This is a genomic window from Lelliottia sp. WB101 (genome assembly GCF_003051885.1).
GTDB classification, from domain to species: domain Bacteria; phylum Pseudomonadota; class Gammaproteobacteria; order Enterobacterales; family Enterobacteriaceae; genus Enterobacter; species Enterobacter nimipressuralis.
Map to the genome: position 1 here is coordinate 1,306,330 of NZ_CP028520.1, position 25,555 is coordinate 1,331,884.

Genomic DNA, 25,555 nt, shown 5'->3' on the forward strand with positions numbered 1-25,555 from the left:
GCTTTTTTACAGCGGCTCTACACCTTCTTCAGTCCGTAAGATCAACGGAACAACGCCTTTACCCGATATACTCCTCAACCTCACCCCTTCATCCACGCCCGAATTCCATCCAGGAACATCTGCGTCGCCATCATCACCAGAATCAACCCCATCAGGCGTTCCAGCGCGTTCACCCCTTTTTCGCCCAGCAGGCGCAGGAACAGCGACGACTGCAGCAGGATGATGAAGGTCCCGCCCCAGGCGATCAGCAGAGCAATCACCAGATGGCTCATCTGATTCGGATACTGATGGGAGAGCAGCATCAGCGTCGCCAGAATGGTCGGCCCGGCGACCAGCGGGATCGCCAGCGGTACGATAAACGGCTCTTCGCCAGCAGGCAGGCCGCTGCTGCTGCCTTCGGCGCTCGGGAAAATCATTTTAATGGCGATCAGGAACAGAATAATGCCGCCAGAGATCGAAACCGTCTCAGCGCGTAAATTCAGGAACGCGAGGATCTTTTCACCCGCGAACAGGAAGATAAACATCACCAGCAGCGCGATGAGCAGCTCGCGGATCATGATTGCCCGGCGGCGCTTCGGCTCGGTGTGTTTCAGCACCGACATAAAGATGGGCAGGTTCCCAAGCGGATCCATAATCAGGATCAAAAGCACCGCTGCGGAAATGATTTCAGTCATTGTTATTTATCCCTGATAAACCCTGTGGTTTCTATTGTAATTAGTGGTATTACTGATCGCAGCGCAATCATTGATTAATTTCACTTGCGACTTTGGCAGCATTTTGTAATGTGAAGGCTATGCCCGTTGGATACGGGTTGACACACACAGCACACACCTCTGCAGGAACATACGCTATGAAAAACGTTGGTTTTATCGGCTGGCGCGGTATGGTCGGCTCTGTCCTCATGCAACGCATGATCGAAGAGCGCGATTTTGACGCCATCCGCCCGGTCTTCTTCTCCACTTCCCAGTTCGGGCAAGCAGCGCCCGCGTTCGGCGGTGCCTCTACGGGCACGCTTCAGGACGCCTTTAATCTGGAAGCGCTGAAGGCACTTGATATTATAGTGACCTGCCAGGGCGGCGATTATACCAACGAAATCTATCCAAAGCTTCGTGAAAGCGGCTGGCAGGGTTACTGGATTGACGCCGCGTCTTCTCTGCGTATGAAAGACGACGCGATCATTATTCTCGACCCGGTGAACCAGGGCGTGATCACCGATGGCCTGAACAACGGCGTGAAAACCTTTGTCGGCGGTAACTGTACCGTCAGCCTGATGCTGATGTCCCTGGGCGGCCTGTTCGCGCAGGATCTGGTGGAGTGGGTCTCCGTTGCCACTTATCAGGCCGCATCCGGCGGCGGCGCGCGTCATATGCGCGAACTGCTGGCACAGATGGGTCAACTGCACAGTCACGTCGCTGACGAGCTGGCGAACCCGGCCTCGGCGATTCTGGATATCGAACGCAAAGTCACTCAGCTTTCCCGCTCCGGCGAACTGCCGGTCGATAACTTCGGCGTTCCGCTGGCAGGCAGCCTGATCCCGTGGATCGACAAACAGCTCGATAACGGCCAGAGCCGCGAAGAGTGGAAAGGTCAGGCCGAGACCAACAAAATCCTCAGCACCTCTTCCGTGATCCCGGTTGACGGTCTGTGCGTGCGCGTCGGCGCGCTGCGCTGCCACAGCCAGGCCTTCACCCTTAAACTGAAAAAAGATGTGTCTATTCCGACCGTGGAAGAGCTGCTGGCTGCGCACAACCCGTGGGCGAAAGTGGTGCCAAACGATCGCGATATCACCATGCGTGAACTGACCCCAGCCGCCGTTACCGGCACGCTGACCACGCCGGTCGGTCGTCTGCGTAAGCTGAACATGGGGCCGGAGTATCTCTCGGCCTTCACCGTCGGAGACCAGCTCCTGTGGGGTGCCGCCGAGCCGCTTCGCCGCATGTTGCGACAACTGGCCTAATAATTTGCTAATACCGGGGGTGATATTCACCCCCTTTTTTTTGCGCGTAACACGGAGTCATGCGCAGAGCGTCAATTTTTTATCAGGAGTCATTTCGTCGTTGGCTATGCTTTAAGGAAGAGTCATTTCTTACCTGAGGGTGGGATGGCGCAGAGAGGATGAACAATATCTGCGTCGTTCAGGTCACATTAAAAGTCGCACCGGAGCGCTTAAATAGGGCGACATTAGAAAAAACAGGATGAATACCATGTCCGATCGTATTGATAGAGACGTGATAAATGCGCTAATTGCGGGTCATTTTGCGGACCCATTTTCTGTGCTGGGTATGCACAGGACGGAGGATGGACTGGAGGTCCGCGCACTGTTGCCCGACGCCACCGAAGTGTGGGTCATTGAACCTAAAACTGGCCGCAAGGTAGGCAAGCTGGAGTGCCTTGATTCGCGCGGTTTCTTCTCAGGCGCGATCCCGCGTCGCAAAAACCTGTTCCGTTATCAGCTCGCCGTGCTCTGGCATGGTCATGAAAATCTGATTGACGATCCCTACAGTTTTGGCCCGCTGTTACAAGAGATGGACGCCTGGCTGCTCTCCGAAGGCACGCACCTTCGCCCGTACGAAACGCTGGGCGCGCATGCCGATACGATGGATGGCATCACCGGCACCCGTTTTTCCGTCTGGGCACCGAATGCGCAGCGCGTGTCGGTGGTCGGGCAGTTCAACTATTGGGATGGTCGCCGCCACCCGATGCGCCTGCGGCGTGAATCGGGGATCTGGGAGCTGTTTATCCCCGGCGCGCATAACGGCCAGCTCTACAAATTCGAAATGATCGATGCCCACGGTCAGCTGCGGGTGAAAGCCGATCCTTACGCCTTCGAAGCGCAAATGCGCCCGGATACCGCGTCGCTGATTTGCGGTCTGCCGGAGAAAATCGTGCAGACCGAAGAGCGTAAACAGGCCAACCGCTTCGATGCGCCAATCTCTATTTATGAAGTGCACCTCGGCTCGTGGCGTCGCCACACGGACAACAATTTCTGGCTGAGCTATCGCGAACTGGCGGACCAGCTGGTGCCCTACGCCAAATGGATGGGCTTTACCCATTTGGAGCTGCTGCCAATTAACGAGCACCCGTTCGACGGCAGCTGGGGCTATCAGCCGACCGGCCTTTACGCACCGACGCGCCGCTTCGGCACCCGCGATGACTTCCGCTATTTCATTAACGCCGCCCATGCCGCCGGACTCAGCGTGATCCTCGACTGGGTGCCAGGCCATTTCCCGACGGATGATTTTGGTCTCTCTCAGTTTGATGGCACCAATCTGTACGAGCACAGCGATCCGCGCGAAGGCTTCCATCAGGACTGGAACACCCTGATTTACAACTATGGTCGTCGCGAAGTGGCGAACTATCTGGTGGGCAACGCCCTGTACTGGATTGAACGTTTCGGTATTGACGCTCTGCGCGTGGACGCCGTGGCGTCGATGATCTATCGCGATTACAGCCGCAAAGAGGGCGAGTGGATCCCGAACGAATACGGGGGCCGCGAAAACCTTGAAGCCATTGAATTCCTGCGCAGCACTAACCGCATTCTCGGCGAGCAGGTCGAAGGCGCGGTGACGATGGCCGAAGAGTCGACTGACTTCCCCGGCGTATCGCGTCCGCCTGCCATGGGCGGGCTGGGCTTCTGGTACAAGTGGAACCTGGGCTGGATGCACGACACCCTCGACTATTTCAAACTCGATCCGGTCTATCGTCAGTATCACCACGACAAACTGACCTTCGGGATGCTCTATAACAACACCGAAAACTTTGTTCTGCCGCTCTCACACGACGAAGTGGTGCACGGCAAAAAATCGATTCTCGACCGCATGCCGGGCGACGCGTGGCAGCGCTTTGCCAATCTGCGCGCCTACTACGGCTGGTTGTTTGCCTTCCCGGGCAAAAAGCTACTGTTTATGGGCAACGAATTCGCCCAGGGCCGCGAGTGGAACCATGATGCGAGTCTCGACTGGCATCTGCTGGAAGGCGGCGACAACTGGCATCACGGCGTTCAGCGCCTGGTGCGCGACCTCAACCTGACCTATCGCCATCACAAAGCCCTGCACGAGCTGGACTTTGACTCCTACGGTTTTGAGTGGCTGGTGGTGGATGACCACGAGCGCTCGGTGTTTATCTTCGTGCGCCGCGATCGGGAAGGGAATGAAATCATCGTCGCCAGCAACTTTACGCCGGTGCCGCGACAGAACTATCGCTTCGGCATCAACCAGCCGGGCAGATGGCGCGAAATTCTCAACACCGACTCCAGCCACTACCACGGCAGTAACGCTGGTAACGGCGGCAGCGTTCATAGCGATGAGTGGGAAAGCCACGGGCGTCCGAACTCTCTGAGCCTCACGCTGCCACCGCTGTCCACAATCTGGCTGGTTCGGGAGGGCGAATGACGCAACTCACGGCAGGCAAACCCGCTCCGCTTGGGGCAACGTTTGACGGCAAAGGGGTGAATTTCACCCTCTTTACCGCCCACGCAGAACGGGTGGAACTCTGTGTGTTTGACGGTGAGGGTAATGAGTACCGCTACGATCTGCCGGAACGCAGCGGGGACATCTGGCATGGCTATCTGGCCGACGGACGGCCCGGACTGCGCTACGGTTTTCGCGTGCACGGCCCGTGGGAGCCGGGGCAGGGGCTACGATTTAATCCGGCCAAATTACTCGTCGATCCTTGCGCCCTGCGCGTCGAGGGAGAGGTCACCGATAACCCGCTCTACTTTGATGGCGACCACGAACCTGAGCCTCGCGACAGCGCGGCGATTGCGCCAAAAAGCGTGGTGGTGAGCGATGCTTACGACTGGGAAGATGACGCCCCGCCCGCGACGCCGTGGGGGAGAACGGTTATCTACGAAGCCCACGTCAAAGGGCTGACGTATCTGCATCCGGCGATCCCGCAGGAGATCCGCGGCACCTACAAGGCGCTCGCTCATCCGGTGATGATTGCCTATCTCAAACACCTGGGCGTCACCGCCCTGGAGCTGCTGCCGGTGGCCCATTTTGCCTCCGAGCCGCGCCTGCTGCGCCTGGGGCTGACCAACTACTGGGGCTACAACCCGCTGGCGATGTTTGCTCTCGATCCGCGCTATGCCTCACATCCGGAACGCGCCAGAGATGAGTTTCGCGATGCGGTAAAAGCGCTGCACCAGGCCGGTATCGAAGTGATTCTGGATGTGGTGTTGAACCACAGTGCGGAGCTGGATCTCGACGGACCGACGCTCTCAATGCGCGGAATCGATAACCGTAGCTATTATTGGATTAGGGAGGATGGTGATTATCACAACTGGACCGGTTGCGGTAACACGCTCAACCTCAGTCATCCGGCGGTGGCGGACTTTGCTTATCACTGCCTGAAATCCTGGGTCGAGACCTTCCATATCGACGGTTTCCGCTTCGATCTGGCGTCTGTGATGGGCCGAACGCCTGCGTTCAGCCAGCAGGCTCCCTTGTTTGAAGCCATTAAAAACTGTCCGGTGCTGTCGCGCGTCAAACTGATTGCTGAGCCGTGGGATATCGGTGACGGCGGTTATCAGGTGGGGAACTTCCCGCCGCTGTTTGCCGAGTGGAACGATCGTTTCCGCGATGCCACGCGCCGTTTTTGGCTGGAAAAAAATCTCTCTCTTGGCGACTTCGCCGGGCGGTTTGCAGCGTCCAGTGATGTGTTCAGGAAGAGTGGCAGAGCACCGTCGGCCAGCGTCAATCTGGTGACGGCGCACGACGGGTTTACCCTTCGCGACTGTGTTTGTTTCAATCAGAAACACAATGAGGCAAACGGCGAAGAAAACCGCGATGGGACTAACAATAACCATAGCTTTAATCATGGTATAGAAGGGTTAGGCGGCAGTCAGGATGTTATCGAGCGGCGTCGCGCCAGCGTGCATGCGCTGCTGACTTCGCTGTTGCTCTCGCAAGGGACGCCAATGCTGCTGGCGGGTGATGAGTTCGGTCATAGCCAGCACGGCAATAACAATGCGTATTGCCAGGATAACGCGCTGACCTGGCTCGACTGGGAACAGGCAAACACGGGGTTAACGCACTTTGCAGCGGCCTTGATCCACCTTCGGCAACAGATCCCGGCACTCACGGCGGATCGCTGGTGGGAAGAGGGAGACGGCAACGTCAGCTGGCTGAATAAAGAGGCACAACCGCTGAGTGCGCACGAGTGGCAGTACGGTATTCCCTGCCTGCAAATCCTGCTTTCGGATAACTGGCTAATCACGTTAAACGCGACGAACGATGTCGCAGAGATTGTTTTACCTCACGGGGAATGGCGCGCCATTTCCCCCTTTGCCGGAGTGGATAATCCGGTGGTAATGGCTGTCTGGCACGGGCCTGCACACGGAGTGTGCGTATTCCAAAGATGATAAAAAAGGAGTTAGTCATGGTGAGATTAGAGAAGAACGATCCCTTGATGTTGGCGCGCCAGTTACCCTTAAAAACGGTCGCGCTGATACTTGCTGGTGGACGTGGTACCCGTCTGAAAGATTTGACAATCAAGCGTGCTAAGCCTGCCGTTCACTTTGGTGGTAAGTTCCGTATTATCGATTTTGCATTATCCAACTGCCTGAACTCCGGTATTCGCCGTATCGGCGTGATTACTCAGTATCAGTCGCACACCCTGGTGCAGCACATCCAGCGCGGCTGGTCATTTTTCAGCGAAGAGATGAACGAGTTTGTCGATCTGCTTCCGGCTCAGCAGCGCGTACACGGTGAAAACTGGTATCGCGGCACGGCCGATGCGGTGACGCAAAACCTCGACATCATTCGCCGCTACGGCGCGGAATACATCGTGATCCTCGCGGGCGACCATATCTATAAGCAAGACTACTCGCACATGCTCATCGACCACGTCGAAAAAGGGGCGCGTTGCACCGTGGCGTGTCTGCCGGTGCCCGTTGCTGAAGCGACGGCGTTCGGCGTCATGGACGTGGACGAGAACGACAAGATTATCGATTTCGTCGAGAAACCGGCTAACCCGCCGACCATGCCGACGGACGCCACCAAATCCCTCGCCAGTATGGGCATCTATATCTTTGACGCCGATTACCTTTATGAACTGCTGGAAGAGGACGACAAGGACGAGAATTCTAGCCACGACTTCGGCAAAGATATCATCCCGAAAATCACCAAAGCTGGCATGGCTTATGCGCATCCCTTCCCGCTGTCCTGCGTGCAGTCTGACCCGGATGCCGAACCGTACTGGCGCGACGTGGGTACGCTTGAAGCGTACTGGAAGGCGAACCTCGATTTAGCCTCCGTCACCCCGGAACTGGATATGTACGACCAGAACTGGCCGATTCGCACGCACATGGAATCGCTGCCGCCGGCCAAATTTGTGCAGGATCGTTCCGGTAGCCACGGCATGACGCTGAACTCGCTGGTGTCGGGCGGGTGCATTATTTCTGGCTCAGTGGTGGTGCAGTCGGTGCTCTTCCCGCGCGTGCGGGTGAACTCCTTCTGCAATATCGATTCGTCGGTACTGCTGCCAGATGTATGGGTGGGGCGCTCGTGTCGTTTGCGTCGCTGTGTTATCGACCGTGCCTGTGTGATCCCGGAAGGGATGGTGATTGGAGAGAATGCGGAGGAAGACGCTCGCCGCTTCTACCGCTCAGAAGAAGGCATCGTGCTGGTCACGCGCGAAATGCTGCGCAAACTGCAGGTCAAACAGGAGCGATAATGCAGGTTTTACATGTATGTTCTGAGATGTTCCCGCTGCTGAAAACGGGCGGGCTGGCGGATGTACTGGGCGCACTCCCGGCGGCGCAAATTGCGGAAGGTATCGACACCCGCGTGCTGCTGCCGGCTTTTCCTGATCTCCGCCGTGGCATTCCCGACGCGCAGGTGGTGAGCCGTCGCGACACGTTCGCCGGGCGCATCACCCTGCTGTTTGGCCATTACAATGGCGTCGGCATTTATCTGATTGATGCGCCGCATTTGTACGATCGTCCAGGGAGCCCGTACCACGATACGAACTTATTCGCCTATACGGACAACGTGCTGCGTTTTGCGTTGCTCGGATGGGTGGGTGCTGAAATGGCGGTCGGACTCGATCCCTTCTGGCGCCCGGAGATCGTCCACGCGCACGACTGGCACGCAGGGCTGGCTCCCGCCTATCTGGCGGCGCGCGGCCACCCGGCAAAGTCGGTCTTTACGGTGCACAACCTGGCGTATCAGGGCATGTATTACGCCCATCATATGAATGACATCGATCTGCCATGGTCGTTCTATAACATGCACGGGCTGGAGTTTAACGGTCAGATTTCGTTCCTGAAAGCGGGGCTGTACTACGCCGACCACATCACGGCGGTCAGCCCGACTTACGCACGCGAAATCACCGAGCCGGAGTTTGGCTACGGCATGGAAGGGCTGTTGCGCCAGCGACATCGTGAAGGACGCCTGTCGGGGATCCTCAACGGCGTCGATGAAAAAATCTGGAGTCCGGAAACGGACCTTTTGCTGGCCTCGCGCTACAACCGTGATTCGGTGGAAGACAAAGCGGAAAACAAGCGCCAGCTGCAGATTGCGATGGGGCTGAAGGTGAACGACAAAGTGCCGCTGTTCGCCGTGGTCAGCCGCCTGACCAGCCAGAAAGGGCTGGATCTGGTGCTGGAAGCGCTGCCGGGGCTGCTGGAGCAGGGCGGTCAACTGGCGCTGCTGGGGGCAGGCGATCCGGTGTTGCAGGAAGGTTTCCTTGCCGCTGCCGCCGAACATCCGGGGCAGGTTGGCGTGCAGATTGGTTATCACGAGGCGTTCTCGCACCGCATTATGGGCGGCGCGGATGTCATCCTGGTGCCAAGCCGCTTTGAGCCGTGCGGCTTAACCCAACTGTATGGACTCAAGTACGGCACGCTGCCGCTGGTGCGCCGCACCGGTGGGCTGGCCGATACCGTATCGGATACGTCGCTGGAGAATCTGGCGGACGGCATCGCCACCGGTTTTGCCTTTGAAGACAGCAATGCCTGGTCGCTGCTGCGCGCGATTCGGCGGGCATTTGTTCTGTGGTCGCGTCCCTCTTTGTGGCGTTTCGTGCAACGCCAGGCGATGGCGATGGACTTTAGCTGGCACGTTGCGGCGCAGTCGTACCGCGATCTTTATCAACGCTTGATGTCATAAGGCGGAGTCACTGATATGAATGCACCTTTTAGTTATGCATCCCCGACACTTAGCGTAGAGGCGTTAAAGCATTCCATCGCCTATAAGCTGATGTTTACCATCGGGAAAGATCCGGTGATCGCCAACAAGCACGAGTGGCTGAACGCCACGCTGTTTGCCGTGCGTGACCGTCTGGTCGAACGCTGGCTGCGCTCGAACCGCGCCCAGCTCTCGCAGGAAACCCGTCAGGTTTATTACCTGTCGATGGAGTTTTTGATTGGCCGCACCCTTTCCAACGCGCTGTTATCGCTCGGGATTTACGACGATGTCAAAAACGCACTGGAAGAGATGGGGTTAGATTTAGAAGAGCTGATTGATGAAGAGAACGACCCCGGTTTAGGCAACGGTGGTCTGGGCCGTCTGGCGGCGTGCTTCCTCGATTCGCTGGCGACGCTGGCCCTGCCGGGACGCGGCTACGGGATTCGCTACGATTACGGCATGTTCAAGCAGAACATCGTCGACGGGCGGCAGAAAGAGTCGCCGGATTACTGGCTGGAGTACGGCAATCCGTGGGAATTTAAACGCCACAATACGCGCTACAAAGTGCGCTTTGGTGGCCGCGTGCAGCTCGAAGGCAAAAAGAGCCGCTGGCTGGAGACCGAAGAGATCCTGGCGGTCGCTTACGATCAGATTATCCCCGGCTATGACACGGACGCCACCAATACATTGCGTCTGTGGAACGCCCAGGCCAGTAGCGAAATCAACCTCGGTAAATTCAACCAGGGCGACTACTTCGCGGCGGTGGAAGACAAAAACCACTCCGAGAACGTGTCGCGCGTGCTGTATCCGGATGACTCCACCTACTCCGGGCGCGAACTGCGTCTGCGTCAGGAGTATTTCCTGGTATCGTCGACCATCCAGGACATTTTGAGCCGCCACTATCAGCTGCACAAAACCTACAACAACCTGGCCGAAAAGACCGCGATTCACCTCAACGACACCCACCCGGTGCTGTCGATTCCCGAACTGATGCGCCTGCTGATGGATGAGCACAAGTTCAGCTGGGACGAGGCGTTCGAAGTGACCTGTCAGGTGTTCTCATACACCAACCATACGCTGATGAGCGAAGCACTGGAGACCTGGCCGGTCGACATGCTCGGCAAGATCCTGCCGCGCCATCTGCAGATCATCTTTGAAATTAACGACTACTTCCTGAAAACGCTCCAGGAGCAATATCCGAACGACACCGGGCTGTTGAGCCGCACGTCGATTATCGATGAGTCCAACGGCCGTCGCGTGCGGATGGCGTGGCTGGCGGTGGTGATCAGCCACAAGGTGAACGGGGTGTCCGAGTTGCACTCGAACCTGATGGTGCAGTCGCTGTTTGCTGATTTCGCAAAAATCTTCCCGATGCGCTTCTGCAACGTCACTAATGGCGTCACGCCTCGCCGTTGGCTGGCGCTGGCGAACCAGCCGCTCTCGGAAGTGCTGGATGAAAACATCGGTCGCACCTGGCGTACCGATCTCAGTCAGCTGAGCGAACTGGAGCAGCACGCCGATTTCCCGACGGTGAACAAAGCGGTACGCGACGCCAAGCTGCTGAACAAAAAACGCCTCGCGGTGTACATGGCTCAGCACCTGAACGTCATCGCGAATCCGAAAGCGCTGTTTGACGTGCAGATTAAACGTATTCACGAGTACAAACGTCAGCTGATGAACGTGCTGCATGTGATCACCCGCTACAACCGCATCAAAGCCGATCCGACGGCGGAGTGGGTGCCGCGTGTGAACATTTTTGCCGGAAAGGCCGCCTCGGCGTACTACATGGCGAAGCACATCATTCACCTTATCAACGACGTGGCGAAGGTGATCAACAACGATCCGCAGATTGGCGACAAACTGAAGATCGTCTTCATCCCCAACTATAGCGTGAGCCTGGCGCAGCTGATCATTCCGGCGGCGGATCTCTCCGAGCAGATTTCGCTCGCGGGGACCGAGGCGTCCGGGACCAGTAACATGAAGTTTGCCCTGAACGGCGCGCTGACCATCGGCACGCTGGACGGTGCTAACGTCGAGATGCTGGAGCACGTCGGTGCGGACAATATCTTTATCTTCGGGAATACGGCGGAAGAGGTGGAGGAGCTGCGCAAGCAGGGCTACAAACCACGCGAGTATTACGAGCAGGATGAAGAGCTGCGCGAAGTGCTGACGCAGATCGCCACCGGCCTATTTAACCCGGAAGAGCCTGGCCGCTATCGCGATCTGGTGGATTCCCTGATTAACTTCGGCGATCACTATCAGGTGCTGGCGGATTATCGCAGCTATGTGGATTGTCAGGATAAGGTGGACGAGCTGTATCGCCATCAGGAGGAGTGGGCCACCAAAGCGATGCTCAATATCGCCAACATGGGCTATTTCTCATCCGACAGGACCATCAAAGAGTATGCCGAGACCATTTGGCATATCGATCCGGTGCGGTTGTAAATGCAAAACGGCAACGTAAGTTGCCGTTTTTTATGTCTTCGCCCTCACGCTATGTGGGAGGGCGGGGCATTACGATGCCAGTGACAATTTACGCTTTCCCGCATGTTGGGCCAGCCACTGCGCCACGCGCGATTGCTGCTCCGCATCCAGCCACATCCCCTCTTTGGTACGACGCCAGATGGCATCGTCCAGACGGCGCACCCACTCGTGCTCGACCAGGTAACGCAGCTCAGCTTCATACAACTCATGACCAAAATGTTCACCGAGATCGGCGAGCGTTTTCGCTTCCCCCAGAATCCACTCGGTATTGCTACCGTAAGTGCGCGCGTAATGGCGTGCCATGGATTCGGTAATAAACGGATAACGGCGGCGCAGTTTTGCCGCAAAGTCATCGCGGTCGCTGCCGATATCACCGCCAGGCAGCGTCGCCCCTTTGGTCCACGCCGGGCCGATACCTTTGTAGTACGGCGTCAGTTTTTCCAGCGCATGTTCCGCCAGCTTACGGTAGGTCGTCAGCTTGCCGCCAAAGACCGACAGCAGCGGCGCCTGGCCGTCAACGTCATGAATATCGAGCGTATAGTCACGGGTGATCGCCTGCGGTGAATCAGATTCGTCATCGCACAGCGGACGCACGCCGGAGTATGTCCAGACCACGTCATCGCGGCCCAGCTGTTTCTTAAAGTGGGCGTTATAGACTTTCAGCAGATAGCCGATTTCGCTCTCGTCGATTTCAACGTTCTTCGGATCGCCTTTGTACTCCACGTCGGTGGTGCCGATGATTGAAAACTCGTCCATCCACGGGATCACAAACACGATACGCTTATCTTCGTTTTGCAGGATGTAGGCCTGCTTCTGGGTGTGTACGCGCGGAACAACGATATGGCTGCCCTTGATCAGGCGGATGCCGTACGGCGAAGGCAATTTCATGCCGTCGTCAAAGAACTGTTTCACCCACGGGCCAGTGGCGTTCACCAGGCCGCGCGCCTGCCAGCTGAATTTCTCGCCGGTATCGATATCTTCGGCTTCCACAATCCACAGCCCGTTTTCACGGCGTGCAGCGGTGGCGCGAGTGCGGGTTTTCACCTCGCCGTCTTTCTTCACGACCATCTGGGCGTTCGCCAGCACCAGACGCGCATCGTCTACCCAGCAGTCGGAATATTCGAATCCGCGCACGATTTCCGGTTTCAGAACCGATTCTGAGCCAAAACGCAAACCGGTCGATCCCGGCAGACTGGTACGTTTACCCAGATGATCGTACATAAACAGACCAATTCGGATCATCCATGCCGGACGAAGATGCGGGCGATGAGGCAGACGGAAACGCATCGGGATCGCCAGGTGAGGGGCCATTTTCAGCAGCACTTCACGCTCCGCCAGCGCTTCGCTGACCAGGCGGAACTCGTAGTGCTCCAGGTAGCGCAGGCCACCGTGGATCAGTTTGGAGCTGGCGGACGACGTCGCGCAGGCGAGATCGTTGGCTTCCAGCATCAGTACAGATAACCCGCGTCCTGCAGCATCCGCCGCAATACCGGCACCGTTAATGCCACCGCCTATCACAATCAGATCTTTGGTTTCCATATCACCCTCACGCACTTTCGTTAAAGCTCAGAAATGTTCGATATCGCTCATAATAGCAAAGGAACGCTCTTTTGGTAACATCAAAAAAACAATTTTGAGTGATAGAGATAACATAATGGCGTTTCGCCGCCGCCAGGACGTACACTACGGGGTAAAATAGTTTTCCCCTCTTCCTGCGGGAGAGCGCACCAAACCTGAAAAACGAAGAGAATCGAATGGAACAGTTTGAATGCATTAATGTAGAAGAAGCCCATCAGAAGATGCACCAGGGAAAGGCGGTGCTGGTGGATATCCGCGATCCGCAAAGTTTTGCGATGGGCCACACGCCGGGCGCGTTTCATCTGACGAACGACAGCCTGGGCGCGTTTATGCGCGATAACGATTTTGAAACGCCAGTGATGGTGATGTGCTACCACGGCAACAGCAGCAAAGGTGCGGCGCAATACCTGCTCCAGCAGGGTTATGACGCGGTATACAGCGTCGATGGCGGCTTCGACGCCTGGCATCGTCATTTTCCGGCGGAAGTAGAACACGCCTTTGGCGGCTGACGCAGTTATACTGTCCTCTTTTGTACGGAAATAAGCGACTGCCGCCCATGTTGATGATTACCTCTTTTACGAACCCGCGCGTCGCTCAGGCGTTTGTCGATTATATGGCGACGCAGGGTGTGATCCTGACGATTCAACAGCATACGCAAACCGATGTCTGGCTTGCTGATGAAAGCCAGGCGAATTTTGTTAACACCGAGCTGGCGCGCTTTCTTGAAAACCCTGCGGACCCGCGCTATCTGGCGGCCAGCTGGACCTCCGGCCACACGGACAGCGGGCTGCACTATCAGCGTTTCCCTTTCTTAGCCACCGTGCGCGAGCGCGCCGGGCCGTTTACCCTGCTGCTGATGGCGGCCTGTATTCTGGTGTTTATCATCATGAACGTGGTGGGCGATCAGCAGGTAATGATTGCCCTGGCCTGGCCGTATGACGCTTCGGTGCAGTTTGACGTCTGGCGTTACTTCAGCCATGCCCTGATGCACTTCTCGGTGCTGCATATCCTCTTTAACCTGCTGTGGTGGTGGTATCTCGGTGGCGCCGTTGAGAAGCGCCTCGGCACCGGTAAACTCGTCGTCATCACCGTGATCAGCGCCCTGCTGAGCGGCTATGTGCAGCACAAGTTTAGCGGCCCGTGGTTCGGCGGTTTGTCCGGCGTGGTGTATGCGTTAATGGGCTATGTCTGGCTGCGCGGCGAGCGCGACCCACAAAGCGGCATCTATCTGCAACGCGGGTTAATCACCTTTGCATTAATATGGCTCATTGCCGGATGGTTTGATCTGTTTGGTATGTCTATCGCCAATGGCGCACACGTTGCCGGGCTGGGCGTGGGGCTGGTAATGGCCTTTGCTGATACGCTGAATGCGCGAAAACGAACATAATTCCCAGGGATATTTCATGAAACAAACGCAACGTCATGACGCCATTATCGAACTGGTTAAAAAGCAGGGATACGTCAGCACCGAAGAGCTGGTGGAGCAATTCGCCGTCAGCCCGCAAACAATTCGTCGTGATTTAAACGACCTGGCCGATCAGAACCGTATTCTGCGCCATCACGGCGGCGCGGCCCTGCCGTCCAGCTCGGTGAATACCTCATGGCATGACCGTAAGGCGACGCAAACCGCAGAGAAAGAGCGTATTGCCGCCAAAGTGGCGAGCCAGATCCCCAACGGCGCGACGCTGTTTATTGATATCGGAACGACGCCGGAAGCGGTGGCCCATGCGTTGCTCAACCATGAAAATCTGCGCGTGGTCACCAACAACCTTAACGTCGCCAATACCCTGATGCAGAAAGAAGATTTCCGCATCATCCTGGCGGGCGGCGAACTGCGCAGCCGCGACGGCGGGATCATTGGTGAAGCGACGCTCGATTTTATCTCCCAGTTCCGCCTCGATTTCGGCATCCTTGGGATCAGCGGCATCGACAGCGATGGTTCTCTGCTGGAATTTGATTACCATGAAGTGCGCACCAAACGGGCGATTATCGACAACTCGCGCCACGTAATGCTGGTGGTGGATCACTCGAAATTTGGCCGTAACGCGATGGTAAATATGGGCAGCATCAGCATGGTCAATGCCGTGTACACCGACGTAATGCCGCCAGCGGGTGTGTTGCAGGTGATTAAGGACAATAACGTTCAGTTAGAGCTGTGCTAATCCCGGTCCGGGCGGCGGCGCCTCCCGGCTGACTTAACTTCAGGCCCGGCAAACGTCCCGCCGCCGGGCATTGCATTACACGCCGTAACCCATCATTTTCAGCAATTGCTGCGCATGCTGCACCGCATCCTGACGATGCGCCACGCCGAGTTTCTGATACAAATTGCGAATATGGGTTTTGATGGTGGTCGCCGCGACCGCCAGCTCGCCCGCAATCTGTTCGTTGCTGTAACCCGAATAAATCAGCCCCAGAACCTGCCATTCACGCTGGGTGAGCGGGCTGGTGCGAATCAGCTCCGGCACTTCCGGGTGGTTCAGCAGACGTTCGACAAAGTTCTCATCAAAATGCGCGAACTTATGGCGATGATGCTGGTTAATCTCCCGCAGAATACGCTGGGCGCGGTGCTGATCCAGCTCCGGCAGAGTGTTGAGTTGAATCAGCTGACGCAGTTGCTGCGCCATCGTTTCGCCTTCAATCACAAAGTGGCTGATAAACCCGGTGCGGTTCGCCAGCTGTAATGCTTCCAGCAAGACGCGTTGTGCGTCATTTTTCCGCCCTGCCTGCCAGTAAAGCTGATTGAGCAGCAGCAGGTTGCGGTTCAGATCGCTCATCAGACGCAGACTGCGGGCGTTTTCGTTCAGCTCTTCGAGCACAATTTCCGCAGGCTCAAACTCACCGAGCAGGATCTGCGCACGGGCGATGTTGCGCCACTGGCTTTGCAGGAAGTGGTTATTGGCAAATTCCGGTTTTGGCGTCTGACGCAGCCAGTTGGCGGCTGATTTCTTATCGCCGATCATTTGCCAGTAAATCACCCGGACTTTATCGGCGTTGGAAACCCAGTCGCTATGGTACTGACCATTGCCCAGCAGGTTTTCCAGACGGTTCAGATGGTTGCGGGCGTTATCCAGATCGCCGCGCGCCAGCGAGCACTGCACCAGCAGCGCCAGACATTGCAGCTGCTGCTGCGGCTGGAAGGTGGAAAGGACGTCAACGCCATGACGGGCAGAGGCTTCGGCCTCATCGAGACGCGCCCAGGCCCACAGCAGCTGTGCGCGAATACGCAGCAGGAACTCGTGCATCGGCAGCTGTTCCAGATGTTGATCCTGAATCAGCTGGAACGCTTTTTCCTGTGTCTCCCAGGCGGCTTGCAAGAACCCCTGAGCAAATAAGATTTCGCTCTGCTGGATCATGCTCCACAGAGCGTAATGCCAGACGTCATGGCGGCGGGACATCTGCTCCGTCTGCTGCATCAACGACAGAGAACGGGTGAGGTCCCCTTTGCAGTGCAGCACTTCCCCGTGGACCGAGGTGGCGACAATGCGGCTGTAATAGTTCGCCAGCGGCAGCTCGTCGAGGGCGATCATCGCCAGACGTTCGGCCTCTTCCTGGTCACCATCGTTGATGGCCACTTGCGCGCGCAGGGCGTTAAATTCGCCGTGCAGCGTGCCGTCCATCTCGCCTTTCATCTCTTGTTCGGCTCGTGCCAGCAGAGTGTTCACTTCGCTGTAGCGGTGCTGACTCTGCATCAGCCACGCCTGCAACAGGACAAGACGCGGATTTTCCAGCAGGCTTTCCCACGGCAGGGCGCGGAGTGACTCTTCGAGCAGGGTCAGCTCGCTGTGGTTGAACAGGCCCCAGGCGTGGTTGAGCAGGATATCGCGTAGCATGTTGGCATCACCGGCGGCAAGCGCGTGGTGGATCGCTTCGCTCGGGAACCCTTGTGCCATCCAGCTTTCCGCCGCGGAGCGGTGGACGTCGGGTAATTCGGTGGCCATTTCCCACTGACAGCGCTGGCGCAGGAAATTGCCAAACAGCGGGTGGAAGCTGAACCATTCGCCGGAGTCGTCCATGCGTTGCAGGAACAGCCCCTGACGTTCAATCTCTTCGAGGCGCATCTGGCCGTTGTCTTCGCCAGTGACGCGCACAATCAGCGCATCGTTCATGGAGCGCAGCAGCGAGCTTTTCAGCAGAAACTGGCGGGTCGCCGGGTCAACGCTGTTAAGCACTTCGTCGACCAGATAATCGGACAGGTGGCTGGCATTAATGCCCGCCAGGCGGCGCGCAGACTGATGCGTCGGGCTGTTATTCTGACGCGCTGACAGGGCGATGAGCTGCAACGCGGTTGCCCAGCCGGCAACGTCGTCGCACAGGCGGCTGCTTTCTGAGGCTTCAATCGGCGAGCTGAGGCGGCAATCAAAGAACTGTTTCGCTTCCTGATGGTTAAAGGCCAGCTGTTGGCTGCCCACTTCGAGCAGCTGATCGCGCACGCGCAGGTTGGCAATTCCCAACTGCGGCAGGTTACGTGACAACACCACCAGGGTCAGGTTCTCCGGCTGATGGCGCAGGAAGAAACGCATGGATTCGTGGATCACCGGATTGGTGATCAGGTGGTAATCGTCAATCACCAGGAACAGCGGGCGATGCCATTCGGCCAGCTCAATGAACAGCTGGGCGAACAGGGAGGAGAGGCTGGCGTACTGGCGTTTTTGCACCATCACTTCGCTGGTGACGCAATGCCCGTTAGTCGCCTGCTGTATGGCGGCGATCAGGTAGCTGGCAAAGCGCTCCTGCTGGTTATCGCCCTCATCAAGGGAGTACCAGCCTAAATCGCTTTTGCCTGCGGCCCACTGTGAGATGAGCGTTGTTTTTCCATAACCTGCAGGACTCGTAACCAGCGCCAGTCGGAAATTATTCGCGCCGGAAAGTTTCGCCAGCAGACGTTCGCGGACCACAGTATGGTCAAGACGAACCGGGCGACTTAATTTGGACGGAATCAACATAAGTTTTTCACTTCACTGTGGGGAAACGAGGAAAATCGATTTTTTTTGCGCTTCGTAATTAATAGATATAAGGTCGGCCAGAAAAGGAACTATTGCAAGTTATGTCCGTCTTTTCTATCCCTTAATTTGCACTCTGTCACAAAATTATTTCTCATTGACCGGGAACTTTCTTAGATGCCCTATATCCCGCATGGATGCTGGCTTGTATGCATTTAGTGCGCTTATCCTGAAACTGGTTTCATTAGGCGATTCTCATCACGAAGTTAATAAATAACCGGTATAGTTATTCCTGGAAAATAACCCTCTGAGAAAGGCCTAAAAGCAAGAAATATTATTCCTGGTAAGCAATCATTTCTGCTGTTATTAATTTCATCCGAAACTGCATTTCATTTTTTTGACACTCTTCCCGTTTATCCTCGCGCCGTATTGGCACACTCGTTCTATGCTCACAGAGTGGCCTTGATCACACTTTTGCGCTCATCCCCGCTACTCCTCCCTGTCTAATCCCTGGCAGGAGGAGGAAGAGCCGGAATGAGCCTGGCACACTAGCGCCATTATCTTTTCTTTCTCTACAGGATGCCGATTCCCTATGTCTCAGCCTACCTTCAACAAAGCTCAATTTCAGGCTGCCCTGACGCGTCAGTGGCAGCGATTTGGTTTGTCTGCAGCCGAAGACATGACGTCTCATCAGTGGTGGCAGGCCGTGAGCGGTGCGCTGGCCGAACTGCTCAGTGCTCAGCCTGCGGCGAAGCCGGTGAAAAACCAGCGTCATGTGAACTACATCTCCATGGAGTTCCTGATCGGTCGTCTGACCGGCAACAACCTGCTGAACCTCGGCTGGTATCAGGAGGTGAGCGACGTGCTCAGCGAGCACAGCGTTAACCTGACCGATCTGCTGGAAGAAGAGACCGACCCCGGTTTAGGTAACGGCGGGTTAGGGCGTCTGGCGGCCTGTTTCCTGGATTCCATGGCGACGGTGGGGCAATCCGCTATCGGGTATGGTCTGAACTACCAGTACGGCCTGTTCCGTCAGTCCTTTAACGACGGGAATCAGATTGAAGCGCCGGACGACTGGCATCGCGGCAGCTATCCGTGGTTCCGCCACAACGCACAGCTCGATGTGCAGGTGGGTATCGGCGGGAAAGTGTCTAAACAGGGCCACTGGGAGCCGGGTTTTGTGATCACCGGTGAAGCCTGGGATCTGCCGGTGCTGGGCTATCGCAACGGCGTGGCGCAGCCGCTACGTCTGTGGCAGGCGAAGCACGCCCATCCGTTCAACCTGACCAAATTTAACGACGGCGATTTCCTGCGTGCCGAGCAGCAGGGTATCGATGCCGAAAAACTGACTAAAGTGCTCTACCCGAACGACAACCATCTGGCGGGCAAAAAGCTGCGCCTGATGCAGCAGTATTTCCAGTGCGCCTGTTCCGTGGCGGATATCCTGCGTCGCCATCATCTGGCGGGCCGTAAGCTGTCAGAGCTGGCGGATTACGAGGTGATTCAGCTCAACGATACCCACCCAACCATCGCCATTCCGGAACTGCTGCGCGTGCTGCTGGATGAGCACCAGCTGAGCTGGGACGCGGCCTGGGCAATCACCAGCAAAACCTTCGCCTACACCAACCACACCCTGATGCCAGAGGCGCTGGAGTGCTGGGATGAGAAACTGGTGAAAGCACTGCTGCCGCGCCATATGCAGATCATCAATCAGATCAACGATCGGTTCAAAGTGCTGGTGACGAAAACCTGGCCGGGCGATAAAGCGGTCTGGGCGAAACTGGCGGTGGTGCACGACAAACAGGTCCGCATGGCGAACATGTGCGTGGTCAGCGGTTTTGCGGTGAACGGCGTGGCAGCGCTGCACTCGGATCTGGTGGTTAAAGATCTGTTCCCGGAATATCACCAGCTTTGGCCGAACAAATTCCATAACGTTACCAACGGCATCACGCCGCGTCGCTGGATCAAACAGTGCAACCCGGCTCTCGCCGCGCTGCTGGATAAAACGCTGAAGAAAGAGTGGGCCAACGATCTCGACCAGCTGATCAACCTGGAAAAACAGGCTGACGATGCCAAATTCCGCCAGAAATACCAGGCTATCAAACAAGAGAACAAAGTGCGCCTCGCGGCGTTCGTGAAAGTGCGCACGGGGATTGAAATCAACCCGAAAGCGATTTTTGATATCCAGATCAAACGCCTGCACGAGTACAAACGTCAGCACCTGAACCTGCTGCACATTCTGGCACTGTACAAAGAGATCCGCGAAAACCCGAACGCGAACCGCGTGCCGCGCGTATTCCTCTTCGGTGCCAAAGCGGCGCCGGGCTACTACCTGGCGAAGAACATTATCCTCGCCATTAACAAAGTGGCTGAAGCGGTGAACAACGATCCGCAGGTTGGCGACAAGTTGAAAGTGGTGTTCCTGCCGGATTACTGCGTATCCGCAGCGGAAATGCTGATCCCGGCGGCGGATATCTCCGAGCAGATTTCGACTGCGGGCAAAGAGGCGTCCGGCACCGGTAACATGAAGCTGGCCCTGAACGGAGCCTTAACCGTCGGCACGCTGGACGGCGCCAACGTCGAGATCGCCGAGCAGGTAGGTGAAGAAAATATCTTTATCTTCGGTCACACGGTCGAGGAGGTGAAAGCCCTCAAAGCCAAAGGCTACGATCCGGTGAAATGGCGCAAGAAAGACAAGGTTCTGGATGCAGTGCTGAAGGAGCTGGAAAGCGGCAAATACAGCGACGGCGACAAACACGCCTTCGACCAGATGCTGCACAGCATCGGCAAACAGGGCGGCGATCCATATCTGGTAATGGCTGATTTCGCGGCCTATGTTGAAGCGCAGAAGCAGGTGGATGTGCTGTACCGCGATCAGGACGCCTGGACGCGCGCATGTATTCTGAATACCGCGCGCTGCGGGATGTTCAGCTCTGACCGTTCAATCCGTGATTATCAGGCCCGTATCTGGCAGGCAAAACGCTAAGGAAGCGCGATGGACAGCAAACGTCTGGATAATGCCGCCCTGGCGGCGGGGATCAGCCCCAGTTACATCAATGCTCACGGCAAACCACAGTCAATTGGCGCTGAAACCAAACGACGTTTGCTGGACGCCATGCACAAAACAACGCCCGCCGCGAAAGCGGCGGTAGCGCCGGTGCCGGTGGTGAAAGTGTTCACGGCCGGTAAGAAGATGGCGTTGCTGGTGGAAGGCCGCGGCGAATTCAGCTGGCTGTTAACCACCGAAGAGGGCCAGCAGCATAAGGGCCATGCGACCGGCGGGAAAAATCTCACCCTTCCGGCGAAACTGCCGCACGGCTACCACACCCTGACGCTGACGCAGGATGATAAGCGCTATCACTGTCGGGTGATCATCGCGCCGAAACGCTGCTACGAGCCGCAGGCGCTGCTCGACGGGAAAAAGCTGTGGGGCGCCTGCGTGCAGCTTTACACGCTACGTTCGAATGAAAACTGGGGGATCGGCGATTTCGGCGATCTTAAAAATATGCTGGCGGAGGTGGGCAAGCGCGGCGGGGCGTTTATCGGCCTCAACCCGATCCACGCCCTCTATCCGGCGAATCCGGAAAGCGCCAGCCCGTATAGCCCGTCCTCCCGCCGTTGGCTGAATGTGATTTATATCGACGTCAACGCGCTGGAGGATTTCAGGAAAAGCAAAGAGGCCCAGGCGTGGTGGAATCTCACCACCACCCAGCAGACACTGAAACAGGTGCGGGAAGCCGACTGGGTGGACTATGCGACGGTGACAGCCCTGAAAATGGCTGCCCTGCGTATGGCCTGGAAAGGCTTTGCAAAGCGCACGGACGACCAGATGAAAGCATTCCGTCAGTTCGTCGCCCAGGAAGGCGAAAGCCTCTACTGGCAGGCGGCGTTTGACGCGCTGCATGCGTATCAGGTGAAAGAGGACGAAATGCGCTGGGGCTGGCCGGTGTGGCCGGAAGCCTATCAGTCGGTGGACTCCCCGGAGGTGAAAGCCTTCTGCAAGCAACGCGCCGATGAAGTGGACTTTTTCCTGTGGCTGCAGTGGCTGGCGTACAGTCAGTTTGCCGCCTGCTGGCAGGAGAGCCAGGGCTACGACATGCCGATTGGTCTGTATCGCGATCTGGCCGTTGGCGTGGCGGAAGGCGGAGCCGAAACCTGGTGCGACCGCGAGCTTTACTGCCTGAAAGCCTCCGTCGGCGCCCCGCCAGATATCCTCGGCCCGCTAGGACAGAATTGGGGATTGCCACCGATGGACCCGCATGTGATGGTCGCGCGCGGGTACGAGCCGTTTATCGATCTGCTGCGCGCCAATATGCAAAACTGCGGCGCGCTACGTATCGACCACGTGATGTCCGTGCTGCGCTTGTGGTGGATCCCTTACGGTGAAACGGCGGATCACGGTGCCTATGTGCATTACCCGGTGGACGATCTGCTGTCGATCCTCGCGCTCGAAAGTCAGCGTCACAACTGCATGGTCATTGGCGAAGATCTCGGCACTGTGCCGGTTGAAATCGTCAGTAAATTACGCGAGAGTGGCGTTTATTCATACAAAGTACTCTATTTCGAAAGTGACCATGAGAAGACGTTCCGTTCGCCGCAAGCGTACCCTCAACAATCAATGGCTGTCGCGACAACGCATGATCTTCCTACGCTGCGAGGCTACTGGGAGAGCGGTGATCTCACGCTCGGCAAAACGTTAGGGTTATATCCAGACGAAGTGGTGCTGCGCGGGCTGTATCAGGACCGCGAGCTGGCCAAACAGGGGCTGCTGGATGCGCTGCATAAGCACGGCTGCCTGCCAAAACGCGCCGGGCATAAAGCCTCGCTGATGGCGATGACGGCAACTCTGAATCGCGGCATGCAGCGCTATATCGCCGACAGCAATAGTGCCCTGCTGGGCCTGCAACCCGAGGACTGGCTGGGAATGGCGGAGCCGGTGAACATTCCGGGCACCAGCTATCAGTACAAAAACTGGCGGCGCAAGCTCTCCACCACCCTTGAAAAGATGTTTGCCGATGACGGTGTGAACAAGCTGATTAAGGATTTGGATAAGCGCAGAAAAGCGAAGAAGTGATAAAAAAAGCCCGGCAAACATCATCAGTTTGCCGGGCTTTTAACGTTCTACGCCGGGTCAGGTGCAACCACCACCCGGCTTTTTTGTGCTTAAACCACCATCGCCAGCAGCAGACACCCAATCAGGCCGCACACTGAGATAATCGTTTCCAGCATCGACCAGGACTTGATGGTCTCGCCGATAGTCAGGTTGAAGTACTCCTTGAACAGCCAGAAGCCTGGATCGTTCACGTGGGAGAAGATGACGCTACCGGAACCCACCGCGATAACCATCAGCTCAGGGCTAACGCCCGTGGTGGCAATCAGTGGCGCAACAATACCGCCGGCAGTGATCGCCGCAACGGTTGCAGAACCCAGTGCGATACGCAGCACCGCAGCAATCGACCAGGCCATCAGGATTGGCGAAATGTTGGTTTCATGCATCATCGAGGCGATGTATTTGTCTACGCCGCTGTCGACCAGAACCTGTTTGAACGCACCGCCACCGCCGATAATCAGCAGCATCATGGCGATGATTTTGATGGAAGAGCCAAGTGTCTCGTTGATCTGATCCATGCTACGACCACGGTTCAGACCGAAGGTGAAGAGGGCAATCAGAACCGCAATCAGCGTCGCCATCACCGGGTCACCGAGGAACTCTGCGACGGAGAGGAACGCGTGACCTTTTGGCAGCACCATTTCAGCAACTGCGCGCATCGCCATCAGCACAACCGGCACCAGAGAGGTCCAGACGCTGACGCCAAAGCTTGGCATTTCCGCTTCGGTGAAGGTTTTTGCGCTATACAGACCTTCCGGAATTGGCTTGTCGATACCTTTCAGGCAGCGTGCAAACACCGGGCCTGCGAGAATAACGGTTGGGATCGCCAGAATTGTACCGAACAGCAGGGTTTTACCCATATCTGCGTGGAAAATGGTCGCGATAGCGGTTGGACCCGGGTGCGGCGGCAGGAAGCCGTGCGTCACGGACAGGGCAGCCGCCATCGGTACACCGACGAACAGCAGCGGAATGTTGGCGGCAGCCGCGATGGTGAAGACCAGCGGCAGCATCAGTACGAAGCCGACTTCATAGAACAGCGCGAAACCGACGGTAAAACCGGTTAACACCACCGCCCACTGAATGTGTTGTTTACCAAATTTGGCAATCAGCGTGGTCGCGATGCGCTGAGCACCACCGCAGTCTGCCAGCATTTTACCGAGCATGGCACCGAAGCCCATGATCAGCGCCAGGCTGCCGAGCGTTCCGCCCACACCTGCTTTAATTGAGCTGATGACTTTCACCAGCGGCATCCCTTGCATCAGACCCACTGCAAGTGCCACCAGAACCAGAGCGATGAAGCCGTTCAGTTTGAAACGGATCATCAAGAGCAGTAATAAGACAACACCGATAGCGACAATAACTAATGGCATGATTAACCTGGCCTTTCAATTGTTATGGGTAACGTCATTGTTTCAACGACAATTTCCGATTGTCCCAACCGGGAACAGAGAATTAACGGCACTAATACTGATTGCCTGCGAAACTAATAAGTTTAGTCGGCTGTTATGAGGATGCTTAGTGCCCACGCGAATGATACGGGTAACATGTGCAGATTGAGAATCACCCAGGCAGGCAAAATTTGAATTATGAGACGCAGGTCAACATATGGGCGGGGAGCGACGGGCAAACAAAAGCCGGGGGCGAAATCGCCTTACCCGGCCTGGGATCTGATTTAACGGCCCGGATCGCTGCGCGGCACCGGGCAAAGACAGACGGGAACTTAGTAGTAAGAGTGCTCGCCGCGCTGGTGTTCGGTGAGATCGCGCACGCCTTTCAGTTCCGGGAACTCGTTCAGCATCTGCTTCTCGATCCCTTCTTTCAGGGTCACGTCGACCATGGAACAGCCGTTACAGCCGCCGCCGAACTGCAGGATCGCCAGACCGTCTTCGGTGATCTCCATCAGCGTGACTTTACCGCCGTGGCCCGCTAGCTGCGGGTTGATCTGGGATTGCAGCAGATACTCTACGCGCTCCATCAGCGGCGCATCATCAGACACTTTACGCATTTTGGCGTTCGGTGCTTTCAGCGTCAGCTGAGAACCCAGCTGATCGGTGACGAAATCGATCTCGGCGTCATCAAGGTATGGCGCGCTTAACTCATCGACATAGGCGGTGAGCTGCTCAAATTTAAGGGCAGTGTCAGATGCTTCCACAGCGTCCGGAGGACAATAAGAGACACCGCATTCTGCATTCGGAGTGCCTGGATTAATCACAAACACGCGGATCTGCGTCCCTTCTTCCTGATTTGCCAGCAGTTTGGCAAAGTGTGATTGTGCAGAATCGGAAATACGGATCATAGCTTTGGCCTAATAGTTG

16 protein-coding genes are annotated in these 25,555 nt (G+C 56.7%); 11 read left to right on the forward strand and 5 right to left on the reverse strand.

The window, feature by feature from the left end; genetic code table 11:
- Positions 1 to 80: 80 nt before the first annotated feature.
- Positions 81 to 674 carry an NAAT family transporter YhgN gene (yhgN, locus tag DAI21_RS06100; RefSeq protein ID WP_015960802.1) on the reverse strand — a complete coding sequence of 198 codons (594 nt, stop codon included), beginning with the start codon at positions 672 to 674 and terminating at the stop codon, positions 81 to 83.
- 176 nt (positions 675 to 850) lie between these two features.
- Between yhgN and asd the strand changes: the two genes are divergently transcribed.
- From asd to glgP, 6 genes are all read left to right on the forward strand, one after another.
- Positions 851 to 1,957, forward strand: coding sequence for an aspartate-semialdehyde dehydrogenase (asd, locus tag DAI21_RS06105; RefSeq protein ID WP_100778574.1), 1,107 nt, complete (start codon positions 851 to 853; stop codon positions 1,955 to 1,957).
- Between the two features lie 247 nt (positions 1,958 to 2,204).
- Positions 2,205 to 4,391, forward strand: coding sequence for a 1,4-alpha-glucan branching enzyme (gene glgB, locus DAI21_RS06110; RefSeq protein ID WP_100778575.1), 2,187 nt, complete (start codon positions 2,205 to 2,207; stop codon positions 4,389 to 4,391).
- Positions 4,388 to 6,361, forward strand: a complete 1,974-nt coding sequence (gene glgX, locus DAI21_RS06115; protein WP_107702700.1) for a glycogen debranching protein GlgX — start codon at positions 4,388 to 4,390, stop codon at positions 6,359 to 6,361. Before glgB ends, glgX begins: the two co-directional genes overlap by 4 nt.
- A gap of 17 nt (positions 6,362 to 6,378) precedes the next feature.
- Positions 6,379 to 7,674: a glucose-1-phosphate adenylyltransferase gene (gene glgC / locus DAI21_RS06120; RefSeq protein WP_102105323.1), complete on the forward strand. Its 1,296-nt coding sequence runs from the start codon at positions 6,379 to 6,381 to the stop codon at positions 7,672 to 7,674.
- Entirely contained in the window at positions 7,674 to 9,110 is a 1,437-nt protein-coding gene (glgA, locus tag DAI21_RS06125; RefSeq protein WP_100778578.1) for a glycogen synthase GlgA, read from the forward strand. The genes glgC and glgA overlap by 1 nt, the downstream gene beginning before the upstream one ends.
- Before the next feature lie 15 nt (positions 9,111 to 9,125).
- The gene (gene glgP, locus DAI21_RS06130; protein ID WP_100778579.1) at positions 9,126 to 11,573 is read left to right on the forward strand and encodes a glycogen phosphorylase; all 2,448 of its coding nucleotides are present in this window, start codon (positions 9,126 to 9,128) and stop codon (positions 11,571 to 11,573) included.
- 69 nt (positions 11,574 to 11,642) lie between these two features.
- Here glgP and glpD read toward each other — a convergent pair whose 3' ends face one another.
- Positions 11,643 to 13,151 (reverse strand): glycerol-3-phosphate dehydrogenase, encoded by a 1,509-nt coding sequence (gene glpD, locus DAI21_RS06135; protein ID WP_100778580.1) that lies wholly within the window; start codon positions 13,149 to 13,151, stop codon positions 11,643 to 11,645.
- Between the two features lie 215 nt (positions 13,152 to 13,366).
- Here glpD and glpE point away from each other — a divergent pair, with 215 nt between their 5' ends.
- From glpE to DAI21_RS06150, 3 genes are read left to right on the forward strand one after another with little or no spacing between them, the layout of a single operon-like run.
- Positions 13,367 to 13,699 carry a thiosulfate sulfurtransferase GlpE gene (gene glpE, locus DAI21_RS06140; RefSeq protein WP_100778581.1) on the forward strand — a complete coding sequence of 111 codons (333 nt, stop codon included), beginning with the start codon at positions 13,367 to 13,369 and terminating at the stop codon, positions 13,697 to 13,699.
- A gap of 47 nt (positions 13,700 to 13,746) precedes the next feature.
- Positions 13,747 to 14,577 carry a rhomboid family intramembrane serine protease GlpG gene (gene glpG / locus DAI21_RS06145; protein ID WP_100778582.1) on the forward strand — a complete coding sequence of 277 codons (831 nt, stop codon included), beginning with the start codon at positions 13,747 to 13,749 and terminating at the stop codon, positions 14,575 to 14,577.
- A 16-nt stretch (positions 14,578 to 14,593) separates the two neighbouring features.
- Positions 14,594 to 15,352 carry a DeoR/GlpR family transcriptional regulator gene (locus DAI21_RS06150; protein WP_100778583.1) on the forward strand — a complete coding sequence of 253 codons (759 nt, stop codon included), beginning with the start codon at positions 14,594 to 14,596 and terminating at the stop codon, positions 15,350 to 15,352.
- A gap of 75 nt (positions 15,353 to 15,427) precedes the next feature.
- On the opposite strand, the gene malT is transcribed toward DAI21_RS06150, so the two are convergent.
- Entirely contained in the window at positions 15,428 to 18,133 is a 2,706-nt protein-coding gene (malT, locus tag DAI21_RS06155) for an HTH-type transcriptional regulator MalT (protein WP_100778584.1), read from the reverse strand.
- A 589-nt stretch (positions 18,134 to 18,722) separates the two neighbouring features.
- Between malT and malP the strand changes: the two genes are divergently transcribed.
- Both malP and malQ read left to right on the forward strand, forming a co-directional pair.
- The gene (gene malP / locus DAI21_RS06160) at positions 18,723 to 21,116 is read left to right on the forward strand and encodes a maltodextrin phosphorylase (RefSeq protein ID WP_107702701.1); all 2,394 of its coding nucleotides are present in this window, start codon (positions 18,723 to 18,725) and stop codon (positions 21,114 to 21,116) included.
- Positions 21,117 to 21,125: 9 nt separating this feature from the next.
- Entirely contained in the window at positions 21,126 to 23,204 is a 2,079-nt protein-coding gene (gene malQ / locus DAI21_RS06165) for a 4-alpha-glucanotransferase (RefSeq protein WP_107702702.1), read from the forward strand.
- 89 nt (positions 23,205 to 23,293) lie between these two features.
- Here the strand turns inward: malQ and gntT are convergent, their stop codons facing one another.
- Both gntT and nfuA read right to left on the reverse strand, forming a co-directional pair.
- Positions 23,294 to 24,610: a gluconate transporter gene (gntT, locus tag DAI21_RS06170; RefSeq protein ID WP_100778587.1), complete on the reverse strand. Its 1,317-nt coding sequence runs from the start codon at positions 24,608 to 24,610 to the stop codon at positions 23,294 to 23,296.
- A gap of 350 nt (positions 24,611 to 24,960) precedes the next feature.
- A complete protein-coding gene (gene nfuA, locus DAI21_RS06175; RefSeq protein WP_100778588.1) occupies positions 24,961 to 25,536 on the reverse strand; it encodes a Fe-S biogenesis protein NfuA in 576 nt (191 codons plus the stop codon).
- Positions 25,537 to 25,555: the final 19 nt, after the last annotated feature.